Below are 19,263 nucleotides of genomic sequence, written 5' to 3'. Positions count from 1 at the left end.
GACCTCCATGACCATCTTGACTGCCGCGTCTTCACCCCATTCTTTGCCGCCTGCCCCATCGTCACCGGATGCCTTGGCTGCAGGCGCGTTGCCAGCGCAGCGATCGCGTGGGTACTGGACGGCGGCCTTCATCCGCTTCACGCACGACCCCGTCGCCATGGGGGCGGCCCTGGTGGTGGTGGTGCTCATCGCCCTGGCCGTGTTCGGGCCGTGGATTGCGCCCGCTGACCCGTATGCATCGTCCATGCTCAAGCGCCTCAAACCCATCGGCACCGAGGGCCTTCCGCTGGGCAGCGACGAGTTGGGGCGCGACATGCTCTCGCGCTTGATTGTGGGTGCCCGGTTGTCCCTGTTCATTGGCATCACACCGGTGGTGTGTGCGTTTGTGATCGGCTCGGTCATCGGCATCGTGGCAGGGTATGCCGGTGGCCTGGTCAACACCGCCATCATGCGCACGGTGGATGTGTTCTATGCCTTCCCCTCGGTGCTGTTGGCCATTGCGCTGTCGGGTGTGCTGGGCGCGGGCATGGTCAACTCGCTCATCTCGCTGACCATCGTGTTCATCCCGCAGATCGTGCGCGTGGCCGAGAGCGTGACCACCCAGGTGCGCAACCGCGACTATGTGGAGGCCGCGCGCGCGTCGGGGGCCAATGCCTTCACCATCGTGCGGGTGCACGTGCTGGGCAATGTGCTGGGCCCCATCTTCGTGTATGCCACCAGCCTGATTGCGGTGTCGATGATCCTGGCCTCAGGCCTGTCGTTTCTGGGCTTGGGTGTGAAGCCGCCCGAGCCCGAGTGGGGCCTCATGCTCAACACCTTGCGCACGGCCATCTACGTGCAGCCCTGGGTGGCTGCACTGCCCGGGTTGATGATTTTCATCACCTCCATCTCGTTCAACATCCTGTCGGACGGCCTGCGGTCGGCCATGGACAACAAGGGCTGATGCCATGCATGTGAACCTGGATGTCGGCGGACCTGCGCAGCCGTTGCTCACCGTGCGGGGCTTGGTCAAGCACTTCCCGCTCAAGAAGGACGCGTTCGGGCGCGGCGGTGGCGTGGTGCACGCGGTGGACGGCGTGGACTTTGAGGTGCTCAAAGGCGAAACACTCGGGGTGGTGGGGGAGTCGGGCTGCGGCAAGTCCACCACGGCGCGGCTATTGATGCAGTTGATGGAGCCCACGGCGGGCGAGGTCATTTTTGACGGCCGCACGGTCGGCAGCCGTGACCTGCCGCTCAAGGAGTTTCGGCGGCAGGTACAAATGGTGTTTCAGGACAGCTATGCATCGCTGAACCCGCGCCTGACCATTGAAGACTCGGTGGCCTTTGGACCGCAGGTGCACGGACTGCCAAGGCGCGATGCCGTCGCCCGCGCCCGCAACCTGCTGGACCGCGTGGGTCTGGCGCCTGCGCGCTTTGCAGAGCGCTACCCGCACGAGCTTTCAGGCGGTCAGCGGCAGCGGGTGAACATTGCACGGGCGCTGGCTTTGCAGCCGCGCATGGTGATCCTGGACGAGGCCGTTTCCGCCCTCGACAAATCGGTGGAAGCCCAGGTGCTGAACCTGCTGACCGACCTGAAGGCGGAGTTTGGCCTGACCTACGTCTTCATCAGCCACGACCTGAATGTGGTGCATTACATGAGCGACCGGGTGATGGTGATGTACCTGGGCCAGGTGGCAGAGATCGGGCCTTCGGATGCGCTCTTTGAGCAGCCTGCGCACCCCTACACCGCAGCCCTTTTGTCATCCATGCCGTCGATGGACCCCGACCGCCGCACTGAAGAAGCCCCGCTGGCGGGAGACCCGCCCAACCCTATCCAGCCGCCTGCGGGGTGCCGGTTTCACCCGCGCTGCGGCCTGGCGGCGCCCGTGTGTGCGCAACAGGTGCCGCAGCGTACGTGGGCCACGCCCGTGCGCATGGTGGCCTGCCTGCAACACGAATCCGGCAGCGGCCATCCCAACGCCTTGCCTTTGCGCCAGGTGGCATGAAAGCCCGGCACGCCTTTGGTGGCCTTCCTCAATGCCGTCCCGTCGCTGAACTCATCCAGAGAAAAATCCGACCATGATCTCCACATCCAACGAAGAGCCTATGGTGGTGCTACGCGACCTGAGTGTCACCTTCACCGGAGGTCGCAAGCCTGTGCAGGCCGTCAGCGGAGTGAGCTTGCAGGTGGGCCGGGGCGAAGTGGTGGCACTGATTGGTGAGTCCGGCTCGGGCAAAAGCGTCACCTTGCGCACGCTGCTGCGTTTGCACCCTGAGCGGCGCACGCGCCTGGGTGGTGAGGTGCGGGTGGCGGGCATGGATGTACTGGCCCTGTCGGGCAAGGCTTTGGCGGACTACCGGGGCAAGGTCACTTCCATGATCTTCCAGGAGCCTTTGCTGGCGCTGGACCCGGTGTACACCGTGGGTGCGCAGATCGTGGAAGCCATCCGGCGCCATGAGCCTGCCGCCACCGCAACCCAGGCCCAACAGCGCGCGCTGGCGTTGTTCGAGCGCGTGCGCATCCCCAGTCCAGAGCGCCGTCTGCAGGCCTATCCCCATGAAATGTCGGGCGGCATGCGCCAGCGCGCCATGATCGCTTTGGCCCTGGCCTGCCACCCGCAGCTGCTGTTGGCGGATGAGCCCACCACGGCGCTGGATGCCACGGTGCAGATCCAGATCCTGCTGCTGTTGCGTGAGCTGCAGCGTGATCTGGGGCTTTCGGTCATCTTTGTCACCCATGACATTGGTGCCGCGGTGGAGGTGGCCGACCGCATTGCCGTGATGTATGCCGGGCGCATTGTGGAAGAGGGCACGGCCCACGACTTGATCCGCAACCCACGCCACCCCTACACGCGGGCCCTGTTGCAAAGCCGCGCCCACGGTGCCATGGCGCGCGGCCTGCCGCTGCAGACCATTGGCGGGGCTCCACCGGACCTGTCTGCATTGCCGCCAGGGTGTGCATTTGCTGAGCGCTGTGCACTGGTCGCCGAGGCATGTCGATTGCAGCAGCCCCCGCTGGTGGCTATCGTCCCCGGCCACCAGGCCCGCTGCCTGCGCACCGATGCGCTCGATGCCGCAGCCCCCGCTCCCGCTTTGTTCACCCATTAACGCCACTGCTGCCATGCCCTTGCACGACCCTGCCCATGCCTTTGTGCCTTATCCCGACGTGCCTTTGGCTCATGCTGGCTCCGGCCCACTGTCGGGCCTGACTTTCGGGGTCAAGGATTTGTTCGATGTGGCTGGCTACCCCACGGGGGGCGGCAATCCGCTCGTGCTGGCCCAGTCGGGTATCAAGGCGCAGACGGCGCCCACGGTGCAAAAGCTGCTGGACGCAGGTGCTCGCGTGGTCGGCAAAACGGTGACAGACGAACTGGCGTTTTCCATGAATGGCAACAACGCCCACTTTGGCGCGCCCATCAACGGTGCTGCGCCCACACGCATCACAGGCGGCTCTTCATCGGGCTCGGCTTCGGCGGTGTCCTCCGGACTGTGTGACTTTGCCTTGGGCACAGACACAGGGGGGTCGGTGCGTGCCCCGGCCAACCACTGCGGTCTGTATGGCTTGCGCCCTACGCACGGGCGTATCAGCCTGCAAGGCGCTCTGGACTTGGCCCCCAGCCTGGACACTTGCGGTTGGTTCGCCCGCGATGTGCACACCTTTGCCCGCGTTGCCGATGTGCTGCTGGCGGCAGATGTGCCGCCCCTGCCGCCCCAGGTACGCGTGCTGTGGCCTGCCGATGTCTGGGGCCTCTTGGCGCCCGGTGTGGTGGATGCGCTCCAGGCCGCCACCCAGCGCGTGACCGCTGTGCTGGGAGCGCCCAGCCGCGTAGAGGTGGCGCTGGATTCGTTCGATGCGATGTTCTGGAACTTTCGCTACCTGCAAGGCCGTGAAGCCTGGATGACGGATGGTCCACTGATCGAGCGCTTTGCCCCACCTTTGGGGTCTGGTGTGGCAGAGCGGTTTACGTGGTCGCGCGCCGTGACCGATGCGCAGGTGGCCGCTGCAGGTGCCTTTCGCGGTCGATTCAAGCAGCATCTGGCCGACCTGTTGGGAGCCGACGGGGTGTTGCTGATGCCAACCATGCCCGATGTGGCGCCCTTGCGGGTTGCACCCGAGAGCAGCCTGGAGGACTACCGCAACCGAGCCATCCAGATGCTCTGCATTGCAGGGCTGGCAGGCTTTCCGCAGTTGTCCATGCCGATGGCGCAGCGCGATGGAGCGCCGTTGGGGCTGTCCTTGCTGGGCCCCGCTGGCAGCGATAGATCACTGGTGGGGTTGGCGGAGCGGATCGCTGCAGCGGCCTGAGTTCGGTGAACGGGGAATTTGTCCAGCCACCTGTCACGGCCCGCATCGCAGCGGTTCAGTCCTCTGGGCTCCATTGCAAACAGGGCGGGGTGGTCAAAAGCCACGTATCGCAGTCGGCTGCGGAACTGGCCCGTTCCACCACCAGGAAATCGCCCGCATCCACCGCCATTAAGGCGTGGTGCCATGTACCTGGCGCCAGGGTGACCCCTTGCAGTCCATTGCTTACAAAAGCGCGCAGATCGGATGCTTGTGGGGGCAGGCCTGCGGCGGCCACCACGATCACGAAGCGGCGGCGTCCCAGGGGGATGAACGACTGGCTGCCCAGTTGGTGGCGCTCCATCTCTTCCAGCGCGACGGGAAATCGCCGCGCCTGGGCCCGGAACAGCGCCATTTGTGCCCGCCCGCCTTGTTGGCCCAGGCACAGGTCGTCCACCAGGTCAAACCGCTCACTGGTGCCTGCATTGATCAGGCGGCCTGTGCCAGGTGGCGCTTGCAGCACGGTGCCAAAGGCTGCGAAAGCTGCAGGTGTGAGGGCTGCGGGTGCCAGCTGCTGTGCAGGTGTTGCCAAAGTGGAGGTGTTTAAGGTGGGCATAGGCTCTGTTAGTGCAAGAAGCGCGCCTGTTGGGTGTAGTCGCGCTCAGCGCAATTCCCTATGGCTTTTACGCATTGGCCATTGGACAAAATCGCTCCTGACCCAGGCCACAATGCGTTCCCGAGAAGTAAGCAGATCCGCTTACTAGGGTTTTTACGTAACGGCGCCTACAATCTCAGACCCTTACAAAGCTGACAGCCTTCGCCGGGCGTGTGCCCGGTGTTCCTTTCGCCTTACCCCAAGCTGGAGACACTGCATGCCCGAGAACACCACGGCCCAGAACAACAACCCAGACAAACGTGCCCAACTGCGCCGCGCGGCACTCGAATACCACGAGTTTCCCAAGCCCGGCAAGATCGCCATCGCAGCCACCAAGCAGATGGTCAACCAGCACGATCTGGCGTTGGCTTATTCGCCGGGTGTGGCTGCTCCTTGTGAAGAAATCGTCAAAGACCCGAACGCGGCTTTCAAGTACACCAGCCGAGGCAACCTGGTGGGCGTGGTGACCAACGGCACCGCCGTGCTGGGCCTGGGCGATATCGGCCCGCTGGCGGGCAAGCCGGTGATGGAAGGCAAGGGCGTCCTCTTCAAGAAGTTCTCTGGCATCGATGTGTTTGACATCGAAATCAACGAGAAAGACCCTGAGAAGCTGGTCGAAATCATTGCCAGCCTGGAGCCCACTTTCGGCGGTATCAACCTCGAAGACATCAAGGCCCCTGACTGCTTCTACATCGAGCGCAAGCTGCGCGAACGCATGAAGATTCCGGTCTTCCATGACGACCAGCACGGCACGGCCATCGTGGTAGGCGCAGCCATCTTGAACGGCCTGAAGGTGGCAGGCAAAGACCCCAAGAGCGTGAAGCTGGTGACCTCGGGCGCGGGCGCTGCGGCCCTGGCCTGCCTGGGCCTGCTGGTCAAGCTGGGCATCCCCCGCGAAAACATTTGGGTGACCGACCTGGCTGGTGTGGTGTACGAAGGCCGCACCGAGCTGATGGACGAGGACAAGATCCAGTTCGCCCAAAAGACGGACCAGCGCACCCTGAGCGAAGTGATCGAGGGCGCGGACGTGTTTCTGGGCCTGTCGGCAGGCGGCGTGCTCAAACAGGACATGGTCAAGAAGATGGCGGCACGCCCCTTGATCTTCGCGTTGGCCAACCCCAACCCTGAAATCCAGCCCGAAGACGTGAAGGCGGTACGCGACGACGCCATCATCGCCACGGGCCGCACGGACTACCCCAACCAAGTCAACAACGTCTTGTGCTTCCCGTACATCTTCCGTGGGGCGCTCGATAGCGGCGCCACCACCATCACGCTGGAGATGGAAATTGCCGCCGTGCACGCCATTGCCGAGTTGGCCCAGGCCGAGCAAAGCGAAGTGGTGGCTGCGGCCTATGTGGGCGAGCAGCTGGCGTTTGGCCCCGAGTACCTCATCCCCAAGCCGTTTGACCCCCGCTTGATGATGATGATTGCGCCCGCCGTGGCCCAGGCGGCTGCCGACAGTGGCGTGGCCCTGCGCCCCATCGCTGACATGGATGCCTACCGCGACCAGCTGCAAAGCTTTGTGTACGCCTCGGGCACCATGATGAAGCCCATCTTCACGGCCGCCAAGAGCGCCACGAAGAAGCGCGTGGCCTATGCCGAAGGGGAAGAAGAGCGCGTGCTGCGCGCCGCGCAAATCGTGGTGGACGAGCGCGTGGCCCGCCCCACGCTGATTGGCCGCCCCACGGTGATCGCCGAGCGCATCGAGAAGTTCGGCCTGCGCCTGCAGGAAGGGCGTGACTACGACGTGGTGAACGTGGAGCAAGACCACCGCTACCGCGACTTCTGGCAAACCTACCACCGCATGACCGAGCGCAAGGGCGTGACGGTGCCGATTGCCAAGATCGAAATGCGCCGCCGCCTGTCGCTGATTGGCGCCATGCTGCTGCACAAGGGCGAGGTCGATGGCCTGATTGCAGGCACCTGGGGCCATACCAACCTGCACCTGAATTACATCGATCAGGTGATTGGCAAGCGCGCTGGCGTGACCACGTTTGCGTGCATGAACGGCCTGCTGCTGCCCGATCGCCAGGTGTTCCTGGTCGATACCCACGTCAACTACGACCCCACGGCCGAGCAGCTGGCGGAAATCACCGTGATGGCGGCCGAGGAAATGATGCGCTTTGGCATCAAGCCCCGCGCTGCACTGCTGTCGCACTCCAACTTTGGCTCCAGCAACCAGCCCAGCGCCGTCAAGATGCGCCAGACGCTGGAGCTGCTGCGTGTGCAGGCGCCCTGGCTGGAAGTGGATGGCGAGATGCACGGCGACGTGGCCCTGGACAGCAAGGCCCGTGCGGCCATCATGCCGCACAGCGACCTGATCGGTGACGCTAACTTGCTGGTGCTGCCCAACATCGATGCGGCCAATATTTCCTACAACCTGCTCAAAACGGCAGCGGGCGGCAACATCGCCATTGGCCCTGTGCTGCTAGGCGCGGCGCAGCCGGTGCACATCCTCACCGCCAGCACCACGGTGCGCCGTATTGTGAATATGACGGCTTTGACGGTAGCCGACGCTAACGCGTCGCGATAAGCCCCCAAAAGATAGTAACTGCCAACTTTTTTGGCTGCCACCCACGCCAAGCGCCTGCCTAATTATTGGGCAGGCGCTTGCTTTTTGGGGGGTATTGCGTCACACTACGGGCTCGAAATTTCGGGTTAACCCGTGGTTTCTGAAAGGTGTCGTTGATGCTGAAGGCTTTTGCCACCCAGGTTCGCAAAGCAGGGGTTTTGTGGGTTTTGGGTGCCGCGTTTGTGTTGGCCCCGGTGGTGGGTCATACCCGCCAAACTCCGTCTGCCGCTGGTTCTCTTTCCTCCATTGCATTGGCCGAGTTGCCTGCCCAGGGGCGGGTCACTTATGCGCTGATCCGGGAGGGTGGGCCGTTCCCGTACGACAAAGATGGATCGGTCTTTGGCAATCGTGAGCGCATCCTGCCAGCACAGCAACGCGGCTACTACCGCGAATACACCGTCAGAACGCCTGGCGCACGCAACCGGGGGGCGCGCCGCATTGTGTGTGGAGGCCAGAAGCCCCGGACGCCGGACGCTTGCTACTACACCGGCGACCACTACGCCAGTTTCCGCGAAATCGTCGAGTGACCCCTTCCATGCCGTGTGTGCCAGTCCTATCTTGGCTGTGCACGGTATGCCCTTTGAATCCTCCCACCCGCAAGGTGCATGCACCGGCCCTGCGGAATGCCAGAAGTTTGTGGACTTTATTTAGAAAGAGTAGCGGAGATGCAGACGCCACTTCGTAAAGACCTGGAAACGCCCCTGCGTGGCGTGCGTGCCAACATCGTGCAATCCATTCGCGCATTCCGCGTGCAGGACCTGCAGGATGCGGCCACCTCCATGGGCCACCATTTTCTGTATGCCAACCTGGCCCACGCACAGACCAAGCAGGACGTGCTTGACCTCATCGCCGGGCAATTCACCTTCCCGGCGCACTTTGGCAAGAACTTCGATGCGCTGTACGACTGCATGACAGACCCCTTGCACAAATCGGGCCCACAGCCTGGTTTCATCGTGGTGCTGGAGCAGATTCCGGCCACCGTGAAGTTTGACAAGGAAGCCCGGGAGCAGCTGCTCGATATCTTCCGGGATGCGGCGGACTACTGGAGCGACCGGAAAATACCCTTCCGCTGTTTCTATTCTTTTCTGTAGCCCGTTCTGCATCCAACAGCCAAGCAGAACGGGCGAACGAGGCCAGTGAAGCACCCAAAGTCCAACGGATCGAGATTGCAGCAGAGCCCGCAGAAAAAATGCCCACCGACAAACTGGTCGATGTGTCCCCCTTGGCGCTGCGCATGAGCAGCCCGTTCAATGCTGGTTATTGGCTGAGCGCGGCATAATTCGGTACATCCCCCTGAGCGGCTACGCCGCTTCCCCCTTCTCTCGGCTTCGCCGGGAAAGGGGGACGACACCAGCGCGGCGGGGCGGCCCTTGCGCGGTGTCTCTCGCCTTGGCCGCGCCAGTTGCGAAGGTGAGTGACGACATTGGCGCGAGCGACTGAAGCCCGGGACCTGCTCCCAGCCTGTTTCGTTAACACCCTTTGATGCTTGACTGACGGATTTGGCATCGCATCAAGACCGGTGCGATGTTGGTGGGCGCGCCTGCTGCGCGACCAGCCTGGGCCCCTAGACTTCGTAATACTGATCAAATTGGCCGCTGCCGGTTGTCCCGCAAGCGCTAACAGCTATCAACTCAAGAGCAAGCCTGCGCCAGTGCCACGTACTCATCCACGGGCACTTCTTCGGCGCGGCGTTGGGTGTCGAAGGTGCCGGTGAACTGGCGGGCTTCGAGCCAGCGGCCCAGGGTGTGGCGCAGCAGCTTGCGGCGCTGGCTGAAGGCGACTTGCACCAGTTCTTCGAGCAGCTTCACGTTGACCTGGGCAGGGGCCTCGCGCGGCACCATGCGCACCACGGCGCTGTCCACGCGCGGGGGCGGATCAAAGCTCTCGGGGGGCACGAACAGCACGTTCTCCATGGCGTAGCGCCACTGCAGCATCACCGACAAGCGTCCGTAGTCGCTGGTGGAGGGCCCCGCCACCATCCGGTCGATCACTTCCTTTTGCAGCATGAAGTGCTGGTCCCGGATCGCGTCCACATGCTCCAGCAGGTGGAACAGGATGGGGGTGGAGATGTTGTACGGCAGGTTGCCCACCACGCGTAGGCGCAGGGCGGGTTGGTTCAGGCGTTCGCGAAAGGTCTGAGCCAGGGCCGTGAAGTCGACTCTGAGCACATCCGACTCAATCACGTCGAGCTGCCCGTGCAGGCGCAGTCGCGCTGCCAGATCGCGGTCCAGTTCAATGACGGTGAGGCGGCCCAGGCGCTCGACCAGGGGCTGCGTGAGGGCGGCCAGCCCGGGGCCGATTTCCACCATCGGGTCGCCCGGCTGCGGGGCGATTTCCTGGACGATGCCTTCGATGATGCCCTGGTCAGACAGGAAGTGCTGTCCGAAGCGCTTGCGCGGGATGTGCTTCATGGTTTTGTCGCCGGGCCGCCCCAAGGCAAAACGCGGCCCCCTCGGGGGGCAAGGAGCCACACGCAGTGGGCGACTGTGGGGGTCATGTTCATTGGGGGGGCTCGCGGTATTCCACATAGGCGCGGCCACGCAGTTCCTGGGCCCAGGTGGCGTAGGCTTCGTCCAGCTTCTTTTCACGCACGGCGTCGCGCATCATGTCGCGTTGCTCGCGCTGGTTCAGCTTGGCTTCGCGGCGGTCCACCAGCTGGATCAAGTGCACGCCAAAGCGCGACACCAGAGGCTCGCTGATTTCGCCGGGGCGCAGGGCGCTCAGGGCCTGTTCAAACTCGGGCACGTAGCGGCCGGGGTTGGCCCAGCCCAGGTCGCCGCCTTGCTTGGCGCTGCCGTCTTGTGAATGTTCGCGCGCCAGCGTGGCAAAGTCGGCCTGGCCTGCCTGAATGCGGCGGCGGTAGTCGCTCAGGCGCGCTGCGGCCGCGGCCTCGGTCAACTGGGGGCCGGTGCGCAGCAGGATGTGGCGCGCGTTGGTTTGCACGACGGTGGGGCCAGAGCCTGCCGCAGAGCGCTCCACCACCTTCAGGACGTGAAACCCGGCGGGCGAGCGCACAGGCCCGGCAATGCCACCCACTGCCAGCGCTTGGGTCGAGGTGACGAACAGCTCGGGGTATCGGTCGGTGGGGCGCAGGCCCAGCAGGCCCCCGTCGCGGCGGCCTTCGGGCGCGTCGGAGTATTCCTGGGCCACCTTGGCAAAGTCTTCACCTGCGCGGGCCTTGTCGGCCGCTTGCTGCGCGCGGGCCTGGCGCTCGGCCACCACGGCGGGGCTGGCGTCTTCGGGCACGCGCACCAGCACGTGGGCCAGGTTGATCTCGGCGGCACTCACTTCGGTGCCTTGTTGTTCGCGGATGAACTGGTCAATGTCCAGATCGCTCACCTTGACCTTGGCGTCCACTTCGCGCTCGCGCACGCGCTGCATCAAGAGCTGGTTGCGCAGCTCTTCGCGAAAGCGGTCGCGGTTCAGGCCCTCGCTCACCAGCCGGCGTTGCAACTCGCTCACGGTGAGTCCGTTTTGCTGGGCCACAGCGGCCTCGGCCTGGTTCACGGCGTAGTCGTCAGCGCGGATGCCGGTTTCGCGCGCCAGCTGCAGCTGGGCCTTTTCCAGAATGATGCGTTCCAGCACCTCGCGGGCGATCAGCTCGCGCGGGGGCGTGGGGGCGTTGCCGCCTTGCTGGGCCAGTTGCTGCTCCACCCGGGCGATGCGCGAGCGCACTTCGTAGTTGGTGACGGGCTCGGAGTTGACGATGGCCACGATGTAGTCGGCCGAGCGCGGGCCGGTGTCGGCCGCCGAGGGGGTGGGCAGCGCCAGTGTGGGCTTGGCTGCGGGTTTGGCGGCAGGCGTTGCCGCAGCCGCCGCGGGTTGCTGTGCCAGCCCCTTGCTGGCGCCGCTGGAGGGGCGCAGCCCTTGCGCCGCAGCGCCTTGGGGTGCGAGGCAGGCCAGGCTGGCCGCCAGGGCCAATGTCATCACGCGGTGGTTCATGGCTGTGTCGATTTAGTCGTAGTTGCTGAAACGGCTGGGCGTACCGACCTGGTCTCGCAGGTACTGGTAGCGCGGCACGTGTTGCTTGAAGGTTTCGAGGGGGCTGGAGCCCAGGCTCAGGCGGGAGAAGCCCACGAATTCGATTTGAAAGAGCAGCCGTGTGTTGGAGGTGGAGGTGCTGTTTTGCAGGCGTTCCAGCACCACGCGGCCAATCCAGCAGCAGCTGTCGTATTCCAGGCCCACCACGGTGTCCACCAGCTTGCGGTCTTGCATGCTGTAGTTCAGGCGCGCCACGCTGTACCAGCGGCCACCACCTTGCCCGCGCCCGGCGCCCAGGTCCTGGCCCTTGTCGCCCCACAGGTCGTTCAGTGGCCATTGCCAGCCAATGTCGATCTGTTCGCTGGTGCCGCGCTGGAAGCGGTAGGCCGCGCTCACGGTGCGGTAGTTGCCGGGGCTGTAGCGGGCGCTGATGGTGGAGCGGATGGAGCGCTGCGTCTTGGGGTTGTACTGGGTGGTGGAGTCAAACGCCCACTGCTGCGTCCAGTTGATGCCCGCGCCCACCAGCACGTCCGACAGCCGTTCGCTCACCGGGGCCACGCCGGGCAGCGTCACGTTCTGGTCGGTAAAGCGCAGGCGCTGGGCCACGCCAAAGCGCACGTTCTCGGCGCCGGTGTCCGGGTCCAGCAGGCGGGTGGTCATGCCCAGCGTCAGCAGGTTGTTGTCGGCAATGCGGTCGTTGCCGCCGTAGGCGTTTTCGGTGTAGACGGTGGCGAAGTTGAAGTCGTTGGCGGCCGTGTCGTACACCGGCAGGCGGCTTTGGTCGCTGAACGGCGTGTAGGTGTAGAACGCGCGGGGCTCCAGCGTTTGCAGGAACGAGCGGCCAAAGAAGCTGGTATCGCGCTCAAACACCAGCCCGCTGTCCAGGCTGAAGGTGGGCAGCGTGCGGCTGGCCGAGCGCGAGCCGTTGGACAGCGCACTGTCAAACTGGTACTGCGTTGTGTGCAACTGCAGCTTGGGCGTGATGAACCCGCCCGGTGCCAGGAAGGGGCGGCTGATCTGCGCGATGGCGTACGAGCGGTCGGCATTGGGCTGGCCCGTGAGCGCGCGTGCGGCCTCAAAGCGCGTGGTGTCCAGCTCCACACTGGCGTCCAGCCCCGCAGGCAGGGTCGATGGCGTGTAGCGCCAGTTCAGCTGCGGCATGCGGTCGTACGGCGGCACGATGGGCGAGGTGGCGTCTTGCAGCGTTTGCCACTTGAGCGTGCGCACCTGCGCCGAGATATCGCCCGAGCCCCAGGACAGCGAGGCGTCGTTGGGCAGCAGGCGCTGGCGCAGCGGCTCTGAGGCGCGGCCAAAGTCGCGCCAATAGTTGTCGTCGCTCACGCGGTTGAGGTTCAGGTTCAGGCCCAGGCCGCCAATGCTCGATTCAATGGAGCCCTGGTGCTTGGCCGTGATGCCCCAGCGGGAGCGATCACGCAGGCTGTCCGATGGCATCACATCGCCGCTGATGGCGCCCTGGTAGGTGGGCTCCAGGTAGCGGAACTCGCCCCCCAGGTTGGCGCCGCGTTTGCTCATCAGCGCTGCGCGCAAGGTGGCGTCGCGGTTGGGGGCAATGTTCCAGTAGTACGGCTGGGCGTATTCCAGGCCGTCGCGGCTGTCCAGCCCGATGGTGGGGGGCAGCAGGCCGGATTTGCGCTTGTCCGACAGCGGGAAGGTGATGTACGGAATGGGCAGGACGGGCACGCCCTGGAATTCGAGCACCGCGCCTTCGGCCGTGCCCACTTCTTCCTCGTTGTCGATGCGGATCGTGTCGGCCCGCAGCACCCAGGCTGGGCGCCAGCTGGCCTCGTCATCGCGCTGGCAGGTGGTGTAGGTCGCGCTGTGCACCAGGGCACGATCGCGGTCCAGGAAATCCACGCGCGTGGCCTCGCCATGGGCCTGGGTGGCCAGGAAGCGGTAGCGCGCTTCGGTGAAGAACCCCTCAAACGCGTCCACCTTCAGGTCCAGCGCCGAGCCCTCGTAGGTGTTGCCTGCGCGGTTGATGCGCACATTGCCGCGCGCCTTGGCCAGGTCCTCGGGCACCGTGTAGTCGAGCCGGTCGGCACGGATCACCGTGTCACCCCGGCGCAGCTCGGCGTTGCCTTCGATGGTGGCGTTCAAGTCGGTCTGGCCGCTGATGCGGTCACCCGTGACGAACACCGGCAACTGCGAGCGCACGGCTTCGGGAATCGTCTCTTGCAGCGCGGGGGATTTGCGCAGCGTGATGGGGGCATCCCAGGCGCTGGGCGCGGCGTCCTGAGCCTGGGCAGTCAGGGGCAGGCCGCACCATGCCAGCGCCACGCAGTAGGCCAGTGCGGTGGGCGCGGGGGGGCGCAGCCGCAATGCAGCTGCCGTAGCGGGCCGGGTCCGGAGGGAGGGGGTCTGCACGGTGGTGGGCTTGCGGCGTGGCACGTGGGGCGTAGGGGGCGAGGGCGGATGGAATCACCCGCGCCGATGGCCCATGGATAGGCGGTGGGGGCGGGTTTGTAAAATCCGATTATCCATGAGCCACCCCTCTTCCCCCTCATCCCCTGTTTCTTCCACCCACACCACGGGGGCCGCGGCCCCCGGCGCGGTGGTTTGGCCCGATGCTGCCCGCCAAAAAGCCTTTGAGGCCTGGCTCGCCCCCCTGGTGGCCAGCCACCAGCTGGTGCCCGCCAGCCTGCGCCCGGCCTCGGCCGATGCAAGCTTTCGCCGCTACTTGCGCATCGACACCGCTCAAGGCGCCAGCTGCATCGTCATGGACGCCCCGCCCGACAAGGAAAACTGCCGCCCCTTCGTGCAGGTGCAGGCCCTGATGGCTGGCGCGGGCCTGAACGTGCCGCAAATTCTGGCGTGGGACGAGGTAGGTGGCTTCATGCTGCTGACTGACCTGGGCAAGCAGACCCTGATCGAGCTGCTGAAGCCCGAAAACCCCCAAGCGGCACTGCCTTGGTACCAGCAGGCCGCCGACGTGCTGTTGGACTGGCAAAAAGCCTCGCGCCCCGGCGTGCTGCCCGTGTACGACGAACCCCTGCTGCGCCGCGAGCTGTCGCTGTTCCCGGACTGGTACCTGGCCCGCCACCGGGGCGTGGCGCTGACCGACAAGCAGCAGGCCACGCTGGACAATGCCTTCAACCTCATCGTGGCGCACAACCTGGCCGTGCCCAGCGTGTTTGTGCACCGCGATTTCATGACCCGCAATCTGATGGTGCCGCTGCAAGAAGGCGGCCCGCTGGCGGTGCTGGACTTCCAGGACGCCGTCTACGGCCCCATCACCTATGACATCGCCAGCCTGCTGCGCGACGCGTTCATCAGCTGGGAAGAGGAATTCGTCATCGACGTTACCGTGCGTTACTGGGAGAAAGCCCGAAAGGCCGGGCTGCTGGGGGCCAACAGCGCCAGCGGCTGGGGTGCTGACTTTGGCGAGTTCTACCGCGCGGTGGAGTGGATGGGCCTGCAGCGCCACCTCAAGGTGGCTGGCATCTTTGCCCGCCTCACCTTGCGCGACGACAAGCCCAAGTACCTGGCCGACGCCCCGCGCTTCCTCCACTACATCCGCTCCACCGCCAACCGCTACCGGCAGCTCGGCCCGTTGCTGCAGCTGGTGGATGAGATCGAGGGCACCACGCCCGTCACCGGCTTTGCTTACGGGCGCATGTGAAGCAGTAAACACCCCCTGAGTCGCTGCGCGCCTTCCCCCTCTCTCGCTGCGAGGGGGGCAACGCCAGCGCGGCGGGGCGGCCGGCATAGGCCCTTGCGCGGCGTTTGCTGGTACAGGGTTGTGAGAGTTTCGAGGCTGTGCTCCACGCCAAGCGCGTACGCAGTCGATATAAAAACAGGCTCTAGCGCTTTATTTATAAGCGCAAGCAGCTATTAATTAAGTAGCAAATGCCCCGTTTCCACTGCCCCGCTGACCTGGCCCCTGGTGCCGAAATCGACCTGCCCCCCGGCGCTGCGCGCCATGTGCAGGTGCTGCGCCTGCAGCCGGGTGATGGCATCACCCTGTTCCACGGCGGCGCCGATGGCCCTGGTGGCGAATTTGAGGCCACCGTGCTGCGCATGGGCCGCAGCGACGTGCGCGTGCAGGTGGGTGCCCACCATGCGGTGGAGCGCGAGGCGCCCCGCGCCATCCACCTGCTGGCGGGCATCACCGCCAACGAGCGCATGGACTGGCTGGTCGAAAAAGCCACCGAGCTGGGCGTGGCCAGCATCACCCCGCTGGTGGCCGAGCGCAGCGTGCTCAAGCTCAAGGGCGAGCGCGCCGACAAAAAGCTCGCCCACTGGCAGGCCGTGGCCGTGGCCGCGTGCGAGCAATGCGGGCGCAACCGCGTGCCCGTGGTGCACGACGCGCTGGACCTGGCCGCCTGGGTGCGCGCCCATGCTGGGCCTTCTGCGGCTGAGCCCAGCGCCCTGCGCCTGCTGCTGTCGCTGCGTGAAGGCACCCGCCCCCTGCTGCAGGCGGCTGCAGGGGCGGGGCCGGTGTGGTTCCTCTCGGGCCCCGAAGGTGGCCTGAGCGCGGCCGAAGAAGCCCTGGCCGTGCAACACGGCTTTGCCCCCACCACCCTGGGCCCGCGCGTGCTGCGGGCCGAAACCGCCCCCCTGGCGGCCTTGGCCGCGCTCACACTGGTCTGAACGCAGGGAACCGGCGGGCGCCCCCCCTGTCCGCTGGTGCGCAGGTATCGAGGCTGCGTGGAGGCGCTCGCCTGGCCCGGCAGCACATTCAGTGCTTGCTGTTGTGCCTATGCGCCGTAGAATTTGCCAACAACAGCGATAGCGAGCGCGTCCTCACATTGCAAGGCCCTGCGCCACGGTGTGCGGCCATGCACCACAACAGCGGGGGAGACCACTTGCATCTGAGCGCGTACTGCCGGCGTTGGACCGACTGGGTGCTGACCACCGACAAGCGCCAGCGCATTCGCCTGGCCATGGCGGGGCTGGCGGCGCTGCTCATGGTGTGCTGCCTGTTGGTGATGAACGCCGTGGCCGCAGCGGGCCTGGCCAACGCCGCGCATGTGCGGGTGTGGACGGTGTGCTCGGTGATCGGCCTCATCCTGGTGTACGTCGCCATTCGCAGCGGCTGGTCGCGCCGCTTCAAAGACCCCTCCCTCACGCTGGCGCAAATCCTGTACTCCATCGCCTGCTGCGCCGTGGCCTTTGTCATCGCCGGGCCTGCGCGGGGGGTCACCTTGCCCATCCTGGCCATCATCCTCATGTTCGGCATCTTCGGGCTCACCACGCGGCAGATGCTGGGCATCTTGCTGTACGGCCTGGTGGTCTTTGGCGTGGCCTCTGGCGTGGTCGCGTTGCGCGACGAGCCCGGCTACCCGCCCGTGGTGGCCGGGGCCTACGTGGGCATGGTGGTGGTGGTGTTGCTCAGCAGCACCTTTCTCACCACCCGCGTGCAAAGCACCCGCGAGCACCTGCGCCGCCAAAAATCCGAACTCGCCCGTGCGCTGGAGCAAATCCGCGAGCTGGCCACCCACGACGACCTGACGGGCCTGCTCAACCGCCGAGCCATGTTTGAGCGCATGCAGCTAGAGCAGCGGCGCAGCCTGCGCACCGGCCACCCCCTGCTGGTGGCGCAACTGGACATCGACCACTTCAAGGTGGTCAACGACACCCACGGGCACGGCAAAGGCGACCTGGTGCTGCGGGCCTTTGCCGACACCGTGCGCCACAGCGTGCGCGACACCGACGTGCTGGCCCGCTGGGGCGGCGAAGAATTTGTGCTGATGCTGTGCGACACCCCGGCCGAGGAGGCGCTTGCCCTGCTGGAGCGTGTGCGCCTGGCCGTGCAGGCCATGCGGGTGCCACTGCCCCAGGGGGGCGATCCCATCGCCATCACCGTCTCCATCGGGCTGGCCCGCCACCCCCCGGCCGATACCCTGGCGCACACGTTGGAGCGTGCCGACCAGGCCCTGTACGCCGCCAAAGCCCAGGGCCGCAACCGGGTGGTGCTGGAGCCCGGGTTGGCGTGATGCGGTCAGCCGACGCAGGTGCCACCACCGCGCAGGGCATGGTCCACGCCGCCGGGTCCGGCGTTGGTGCTGGTGCTGGTGCTGGTGCTGGTGCTGGTGCTGGTGCTGGTGCTGGTGCTGGTGCTGGTGCTGGTGCTGGTGCTGGTGCTGGTGCTGGTGCTGGTGCTGGTGCTGGTGCTGGTGCTGGTGCTGGTGCTGGCGCTGGTGCTGGTGCGATCCTCCCCGTCTTCTTCACTTCCCCTTGAGCCGATCTCCATGCCTTCTTTCCCCCGTTCTCTTGCTGTGGCCCTGGGTGTGGGGGCGCTGGTGTATGTGGCCCTGTGCGCGGCCCTGTGGGGCTTTCAGCGCTCGCTCATCTACTTCCCCCAGCCGCGCAGTGCGGGGCCACAGGTGCCCAGCTTTGGCCTGGCCGTGCCGGGGGCTCAACTGGTGGTGACCCACCGCCCACGCCCTGGCGCACCCGCGCTGGTGTACTTTGGCGGCAATGCCGAAGATGTGTCCGCCAGCCTGCCAGAGCTGGAGACCGCCTTTGCGGGGCATGCGCTGTATCTGCTGCACTACCGGGGCTATGGCGGCAGCACCGGCCAGCCCACACAAGATGCCCTGTTCGCTGACGCGGCTGCGCTGTTCGACCACGTACATGCCCAGCACGCCAACGTCACCGTGGTGGGCCGCAGCCTGGGCACGGGCGTGGCCGTGCACTTGGCCAGCCAGCGCCCGGTGCAGCGCCTGGTGCTGGTCACCCCTTACGACAGCATTCTTGGCATTGCCAGCGCGCAGTTCCCGTTTTTCCCCGTGCGCTGGCTGCTGCGCGATCCGTTTGATTCGGGCCGCTACGCCCCTGCCGTGACGGCGTCCACCCTGGTGCTGATGGCGCAGCACGACGAAGTCATCCCTGAAGCCAGCACCCGGCTGCTGCACACGCGCTTTGCGCCCGGCGTGGCCACGCTGCAGGTGGCCGATGGTGTGGGTCACAATTCCATATCGCAGCACCCCGCCTACGCGCAGTGGCTGGCAGGCCTGCGTTGACCGCCTTGAAACCCCGTTCCGATGACCGAATCCACCTCCACTCCGACCCCTGTCGTCGCTGCCACCGAACTCCATTGCGACACCCACGGCCCGTCGGCAGGCGCCTACCTGTGCGACCACCTGCTGCAGCAGCCCGTACAGGCTTGGCACTGCAACCCACCCACGGCCGAAGAGCCCTGCCCCGACGCCTGGTGCGACGCGTGCGAGCGCCTGTTTCAGCAAGAGGGCGAGTGGAACGAGAAGAACGAGGGGCAGGTCAACATCCGCCTGGTGTGCCAGCACTGCTACCAGAATGCCCGCGCCGCCAGCGTGCAAGCCATGGACGACGAGGTCAAAGCCCTGTGGGTGGACACCGTCACCGTGTGCCACCAGGCGCTGGCAACACGCCAGGGGCGGTTGACCGAGGCGTACGGCCTGTCCACCCACGAACGCTTTGACTACGACCAGGCCAGCGCCACGCTCACCTTCTCGAGCGGTGGCGTGCCCGTCGTGGTGGCCGATGTGGAATTCATCGGCTCCCTCTCCAACACCAGCGGCACCTGGCGCTGGTCGTGGGCCAACTTCAGCCTGCACCCGCAGGTGGTGGGCCGCATCAGCGCCGTGCGCCAGTACGGGCTGGACAACGGCTTTGCCCCGCTGGTGGTGCCGCAGTGGAAGGCCGACGTGGTCGATGCCTGGGAGCTGGCCGGTGTGGCCGCCTACGTGCTCGAAGCCCAGGGCGTGTACCGCGCACCCACCGACAACGGCTACCTGTTCATGGCCCTCATGGGCATTCGCAAGGTCGTCTGAAACGGCGGGCCCGCGCCCA

The 19,263-nt window shown here is 65.8% G+C and carries 16 protein-coding genes; 12 read left to right on the top strand and 4 right to left on the bottom strand.

From position 1 onward, the window contains the following. The first annotated feature begins 7 nt into the window (after positions 1 to 7). The 4 genes from CLU88_RS14745 to CLU88_RS14730 all read left to right on the top strand — a co-directional run bounded on the left by CLU88_RS14745 (position 8) and on the right by CLU88_RS14730 (position 4,285). Positions 8 to 943 (top strand): ABC transporter permease, encoded by a 936-nt coding sequence (locus CLU88_RS14745; RefSeq protein ID WP_233205477.1) that lies wholly within the window; start codon positions 8 to 10, stop codon positions 941 to 943. Positions 944 to 947: 4 nt separating this feature from the next. Further along, a complete protein-coding gene (locus CLU88_RS14740) occupies positions 948 to 1,985 on the top strand; it encodes an ABC transporter ATP-binding protein (RefSeq protein ID WP_099657236.1) in 1,038 nt (345 codons plus the stop codon). A gap of 100 nt (positions 1,986 to 2,085) precedes the next feature. Then, a complete protein-coding gene (locus CLU88_RS14735) occupies positions 2,086 to 3,087 on the top strand; it encodes an ABC transporter ATP-binding protein (protein ID WP_099658900.1) in 1,002 nt (333 codons plus the stop codon). Between the two features lie 13 nt (positions 3,088 to 3,100). Beyond that, positions 3,101 to 4,285 (top strand): amidase, encoded by a 1,185-nt coding sequence (locus CLU88_RS14730; protein ID WP_099657235.1) that lies wholly within the window; start codon positions 3,101 to 3,103, stop codon positions 4,283 to 4,285. 55 nt (positions 4,286 to 4,340) lie between these two features. On the opposite strand, the gene CLU88_RS14725 is transcribed toward CLU88_RS14730, so the two are convergent. Further along, entirely contained in the window at positions 4,341 to 4,877 is a 537-nt protein-coding gene (locus CLU88_RS14725; protein ID WP_099657234.1) for an ureidoglycolate lyase, read from the bottom strand. A 256-nt stretch (positions 4,878 to 5,133) separates the two neighbouring features. Here CLU88_RS14725 and CLU88_RS14720 point away from each other — a divergent pair, with 256 nt between their 5' ends. The 3 genes from CLU88_RS14720 to CLU88_RS14710 all read left to right on the top strand — a co-directional run bounded on the left by CLU88_RS14720 (position 5,134) and on the right by CLU88_RS14710 (position 8,579). Next, positions 5,134 to 7,449 carry an NADP-dependent malic enzyme gene (locus CLU88_RS14720; RefSeq protein WP_099657233.1) on the top strand — a complete coding sequence of 772 codons (2,316 nt, stop codon included), beginning with the start codon at positions 5,134 to 5,136 and terminating at the stop codon, positions 7,447 to 7,449. Positions 7,450 to 7,604: 155 nt separating this feature from the next. Next, positions 7,605 to 8,015 carry a ribonuclease domain-containing protein gene (locus CLU88_RS14715; RefSeq protein ID WP_099657232.1) on the top strand — a complete coding sequence of 137 codons (411 nt, stop codon included), beginning with the start codon at positions 7,605 to 7,607 and terminating at the stop codon, positions 8,013 to 8,015. Between the two features lie 138 nt (positions 8,016 to 8,153). Beyond that, positions 8,154 to 8,579 (top strand): barstar family protein, encoded by a 426-nt coding sequence (locus CLU88_RS14710; RefSeq protein ID WP_099657231.1) that lies wholly within the window; start codon positions 8,154 to 8,156, stop codon positions 8,577 to 8,579. A 540-nt stretch (positions 8,580 to 9,119) separates the two neighbouring features. Here CLU88_RS14710 and rsmA read toward each other — a convergent pair. The 3 genes from rsmA to CLU88_RS14695 form a co-directional block, all read right to left on the bottom strand. Beyond that, the gene (gene rsmA, locus CLU88_RS14705) at positions 9,120 to 9,899 is read right to left on the bottom strand and encodes a 16S rRNA (adenine(1518)-N(6)/adenine(1519)-N(6))-dimethyltransferase RsmA (RefSeq protein WP_099658899.1); all 780 of its coding nucleotides are present in this window, start codon (positions 9,897 to 9,899) and stop codon (positions 9,120 to 9,122) included. A gap of 88 nt (positions 9,900 to 9,987) precedes the next feature. After that, entirely contained in the window at positions 9,988 to 11,430 is a 1,443-nt protein-coding gene (locus CLU88_RS14700) for a peptidylprolyl isomerase (RefSeq protein WP_099657230.1), read from the bottom strand. Positions 11,431 to 11,442: 12 nt separating this feature from the next. Continuing rightward, on the bottom strand, positions 11,443 to 13,854 hold the full coding sequence (locus tag CLU88_RS14695; protein ID WP_369827650.1) for an LPS-assembly protein LptD: 2,412 nt from the start codon (positions 13,852 to 13,854) through the stop codon (positions 11,443 to 11,445). Between the two features lie 115 nt (positions 13,855 to 13,969). On the opposite strand from CLU88_RS14695, the gene CLU88_RS14690 reads away from it, so the two are divergent. From CLU88_RS14690 to CLU88_RS14670, 5 genes are all read left to right on the top strand, one after another. Then, complete coding sequence (locus CLU88_RS14690) at positions 13,970 to 15,109, top strand: aminoglycoside phosphotransferase family protein (RefSeq protein ID WP_099657228.1); 1,140 nt, start codon at positions 13,970 to 13,972, stop codon at positions 15,107 to 15,109. Positions 15,110 to 15,336: 227 nt separating this feature from the next. Further along, a complete protein-coding gene (locus CLU88_RS14685) occupies positions 15,337 to 16,080 on the top strand; it encodes a 16S rRNA (uracil(1498)-N(3))-methyltransferase (protein WP_099657227.1) in 744 nt (247 codons plus the stop codon). Between the two features lie 188 nt (positions 16,081 to 16,268). Then, positions 16,269 to 17,426: a GGDEF domain-containing protein gene (locus tag CLU88_RS14680; protein WP_369827649.1), complete on the top strand. Its 1,158-nt coding sequence runs from the start codon at positions 16,269 to 16,271 to the stop codon at positions 17,424 to 17,426. A gap of 18 nt (positions 17,427 to 17,444) precedes the next feature. After that, the gene (locus CLU88_RS14675; RefSeq protein WP_233205475.1) at positions 17,445 to 18,455 is read left to right on the top strand and encodes an alpha/beta hydrolase; all 1,011 of its coding nucleotides are present in this window, start codon (positions 17,445 to 17,447) and stop codon (positions 18,453 to 18,455) included. A gap of 21 nt (positions 18,456 to 18,476) precedes the next feature. Then, the gene (locus CLU88_RS14670; RefSeq protein ID WP_199173457.1) at positions 18,477 to 19,244 is read left to right on the top strand and encodes a DUF6882 domain-containing protein; all 768 of its coding nucleotides are present in this window, start codon (positions 18,477 to 18,479) and stop codon (positions 19,242 to 19,244) included. The last annotated feature ends 19 nt before the right edge of the window (positions 19,245 to 19,263 follow it).

This window comes from Acidovorax sp. 56 (assembly GCF_002749705.1).
In the GTDB taxonomy this organism is placed as follows: domain Bacteria; phylum Pseudomonadota; class Gammaproteobacteria; order Burkholderiales; family Burkholderiaceae_C; genus Acidovorax.
This window is presented reverse-complemented; position numbering and strand designations above follow the sequence as displayed.

Excerpts from the sequence above, each read along its gene's own strand:
- CLU88_RS14745 (WP_233205477.1), top strand. The coding sequence starts at position 8 with ATGACCATCTTGACTGCCGCGTCTTCACCCCATTCTTTGCCGCCTGCC.
- CLU88_RS14740 (WP_099657236.1), top strand. The coding sequence starts at position 948 with ATGCATGTGAACCTGGATGTCGGCGGACCTGCGCAGCCGTTGCTCACC.
- CLU88_RS14735 (WP_099658900.1), top strand. The coding sequence starts at position 2,086 with ATGGTGGTGCTACGCGACCTGAGTGTCACCTTCACCGGAGGTCGCAAG.
- CLU88_RS14730 (WP_099657235.1), top strand. The coding sequence starts at position 3,101 with ATGCCCTTGCACGACCCTGCCCATGCCTTTGTGCCTTATCCCGACGTG.
- CLU88_RS14725 (WP_099657234.1), bottom strand. The coding sequence starts at position 4,877 with ATGCCCACCTTAAACACCTCCACTTTGGCAACACCTGCACAGCAGCTG.
- CLU88_RS14720 (WP_099657233.1), top strand. The coding sequence starts at position 5,134 with ATGCCCGAGAACACCACGGCCCAGAACAACAACCCAGACAAACGTGCC.
- CLU88_RS14715 (WP_099657232.1), top strand. The coding sequence starts at position 7,605 with ATGCTGAAGGCTTTTGCCACCCAGGTTCGCAAAGCAGGGGTTTTGTGG.
- CLU88_RS14710 (WP_099657231.1), top strand. The coding sequence starts at position 8,154 with ATGCAGACGCCACTTCGTAAAGACCTGGAAACGCCCCTGCGTGGCGTG.
- rsmA (WP_099658899.1), bottom strand. The coding sequence starts at position 9,899 with ATGAAGCACATCCCGCGCAAGCGCTTCGGACAGCACTTCCTGTCTGAC.
- CLU88_RS14700 (WP_099657230.1), bottom strand. The coding sequence starts at position 11,430 with ATGAACCACCGCGTGATGACATTGGCCCTGGCGGCCAGCCTGGCCTGC.
- CLU88_RS14690 (WP_099657228.1), top strand. The coding sequence starts at position 13,970 with ATGAGCCACCCCTCTTCCCCCTCATCCCCTGTTTCTTCCACCCACACC.
- CLU88_RS14685 (WP_099657227.1), top strand. The coding sequence starts at position 15,337 with ATGCCCCGTTTCCACTGCCCCGCTGACCTGGCCCCTGGTGCCGAAATC.
- CLU88_RS14680 (WP_369827649.1), top strand. The coding sequence starts at position 16,269 with ATGCACCACAACAGCGGGGGAGACCACTTGCATCTGAGCGCGTACTGC.
- CLU88_RS14670 (WP_199173457.1), top strand. The coding sequence starts at position 18,477 with ATGACCGAATCCACCTCCACTCCGACCCCTGTCGTCGCTGCCACCGAA.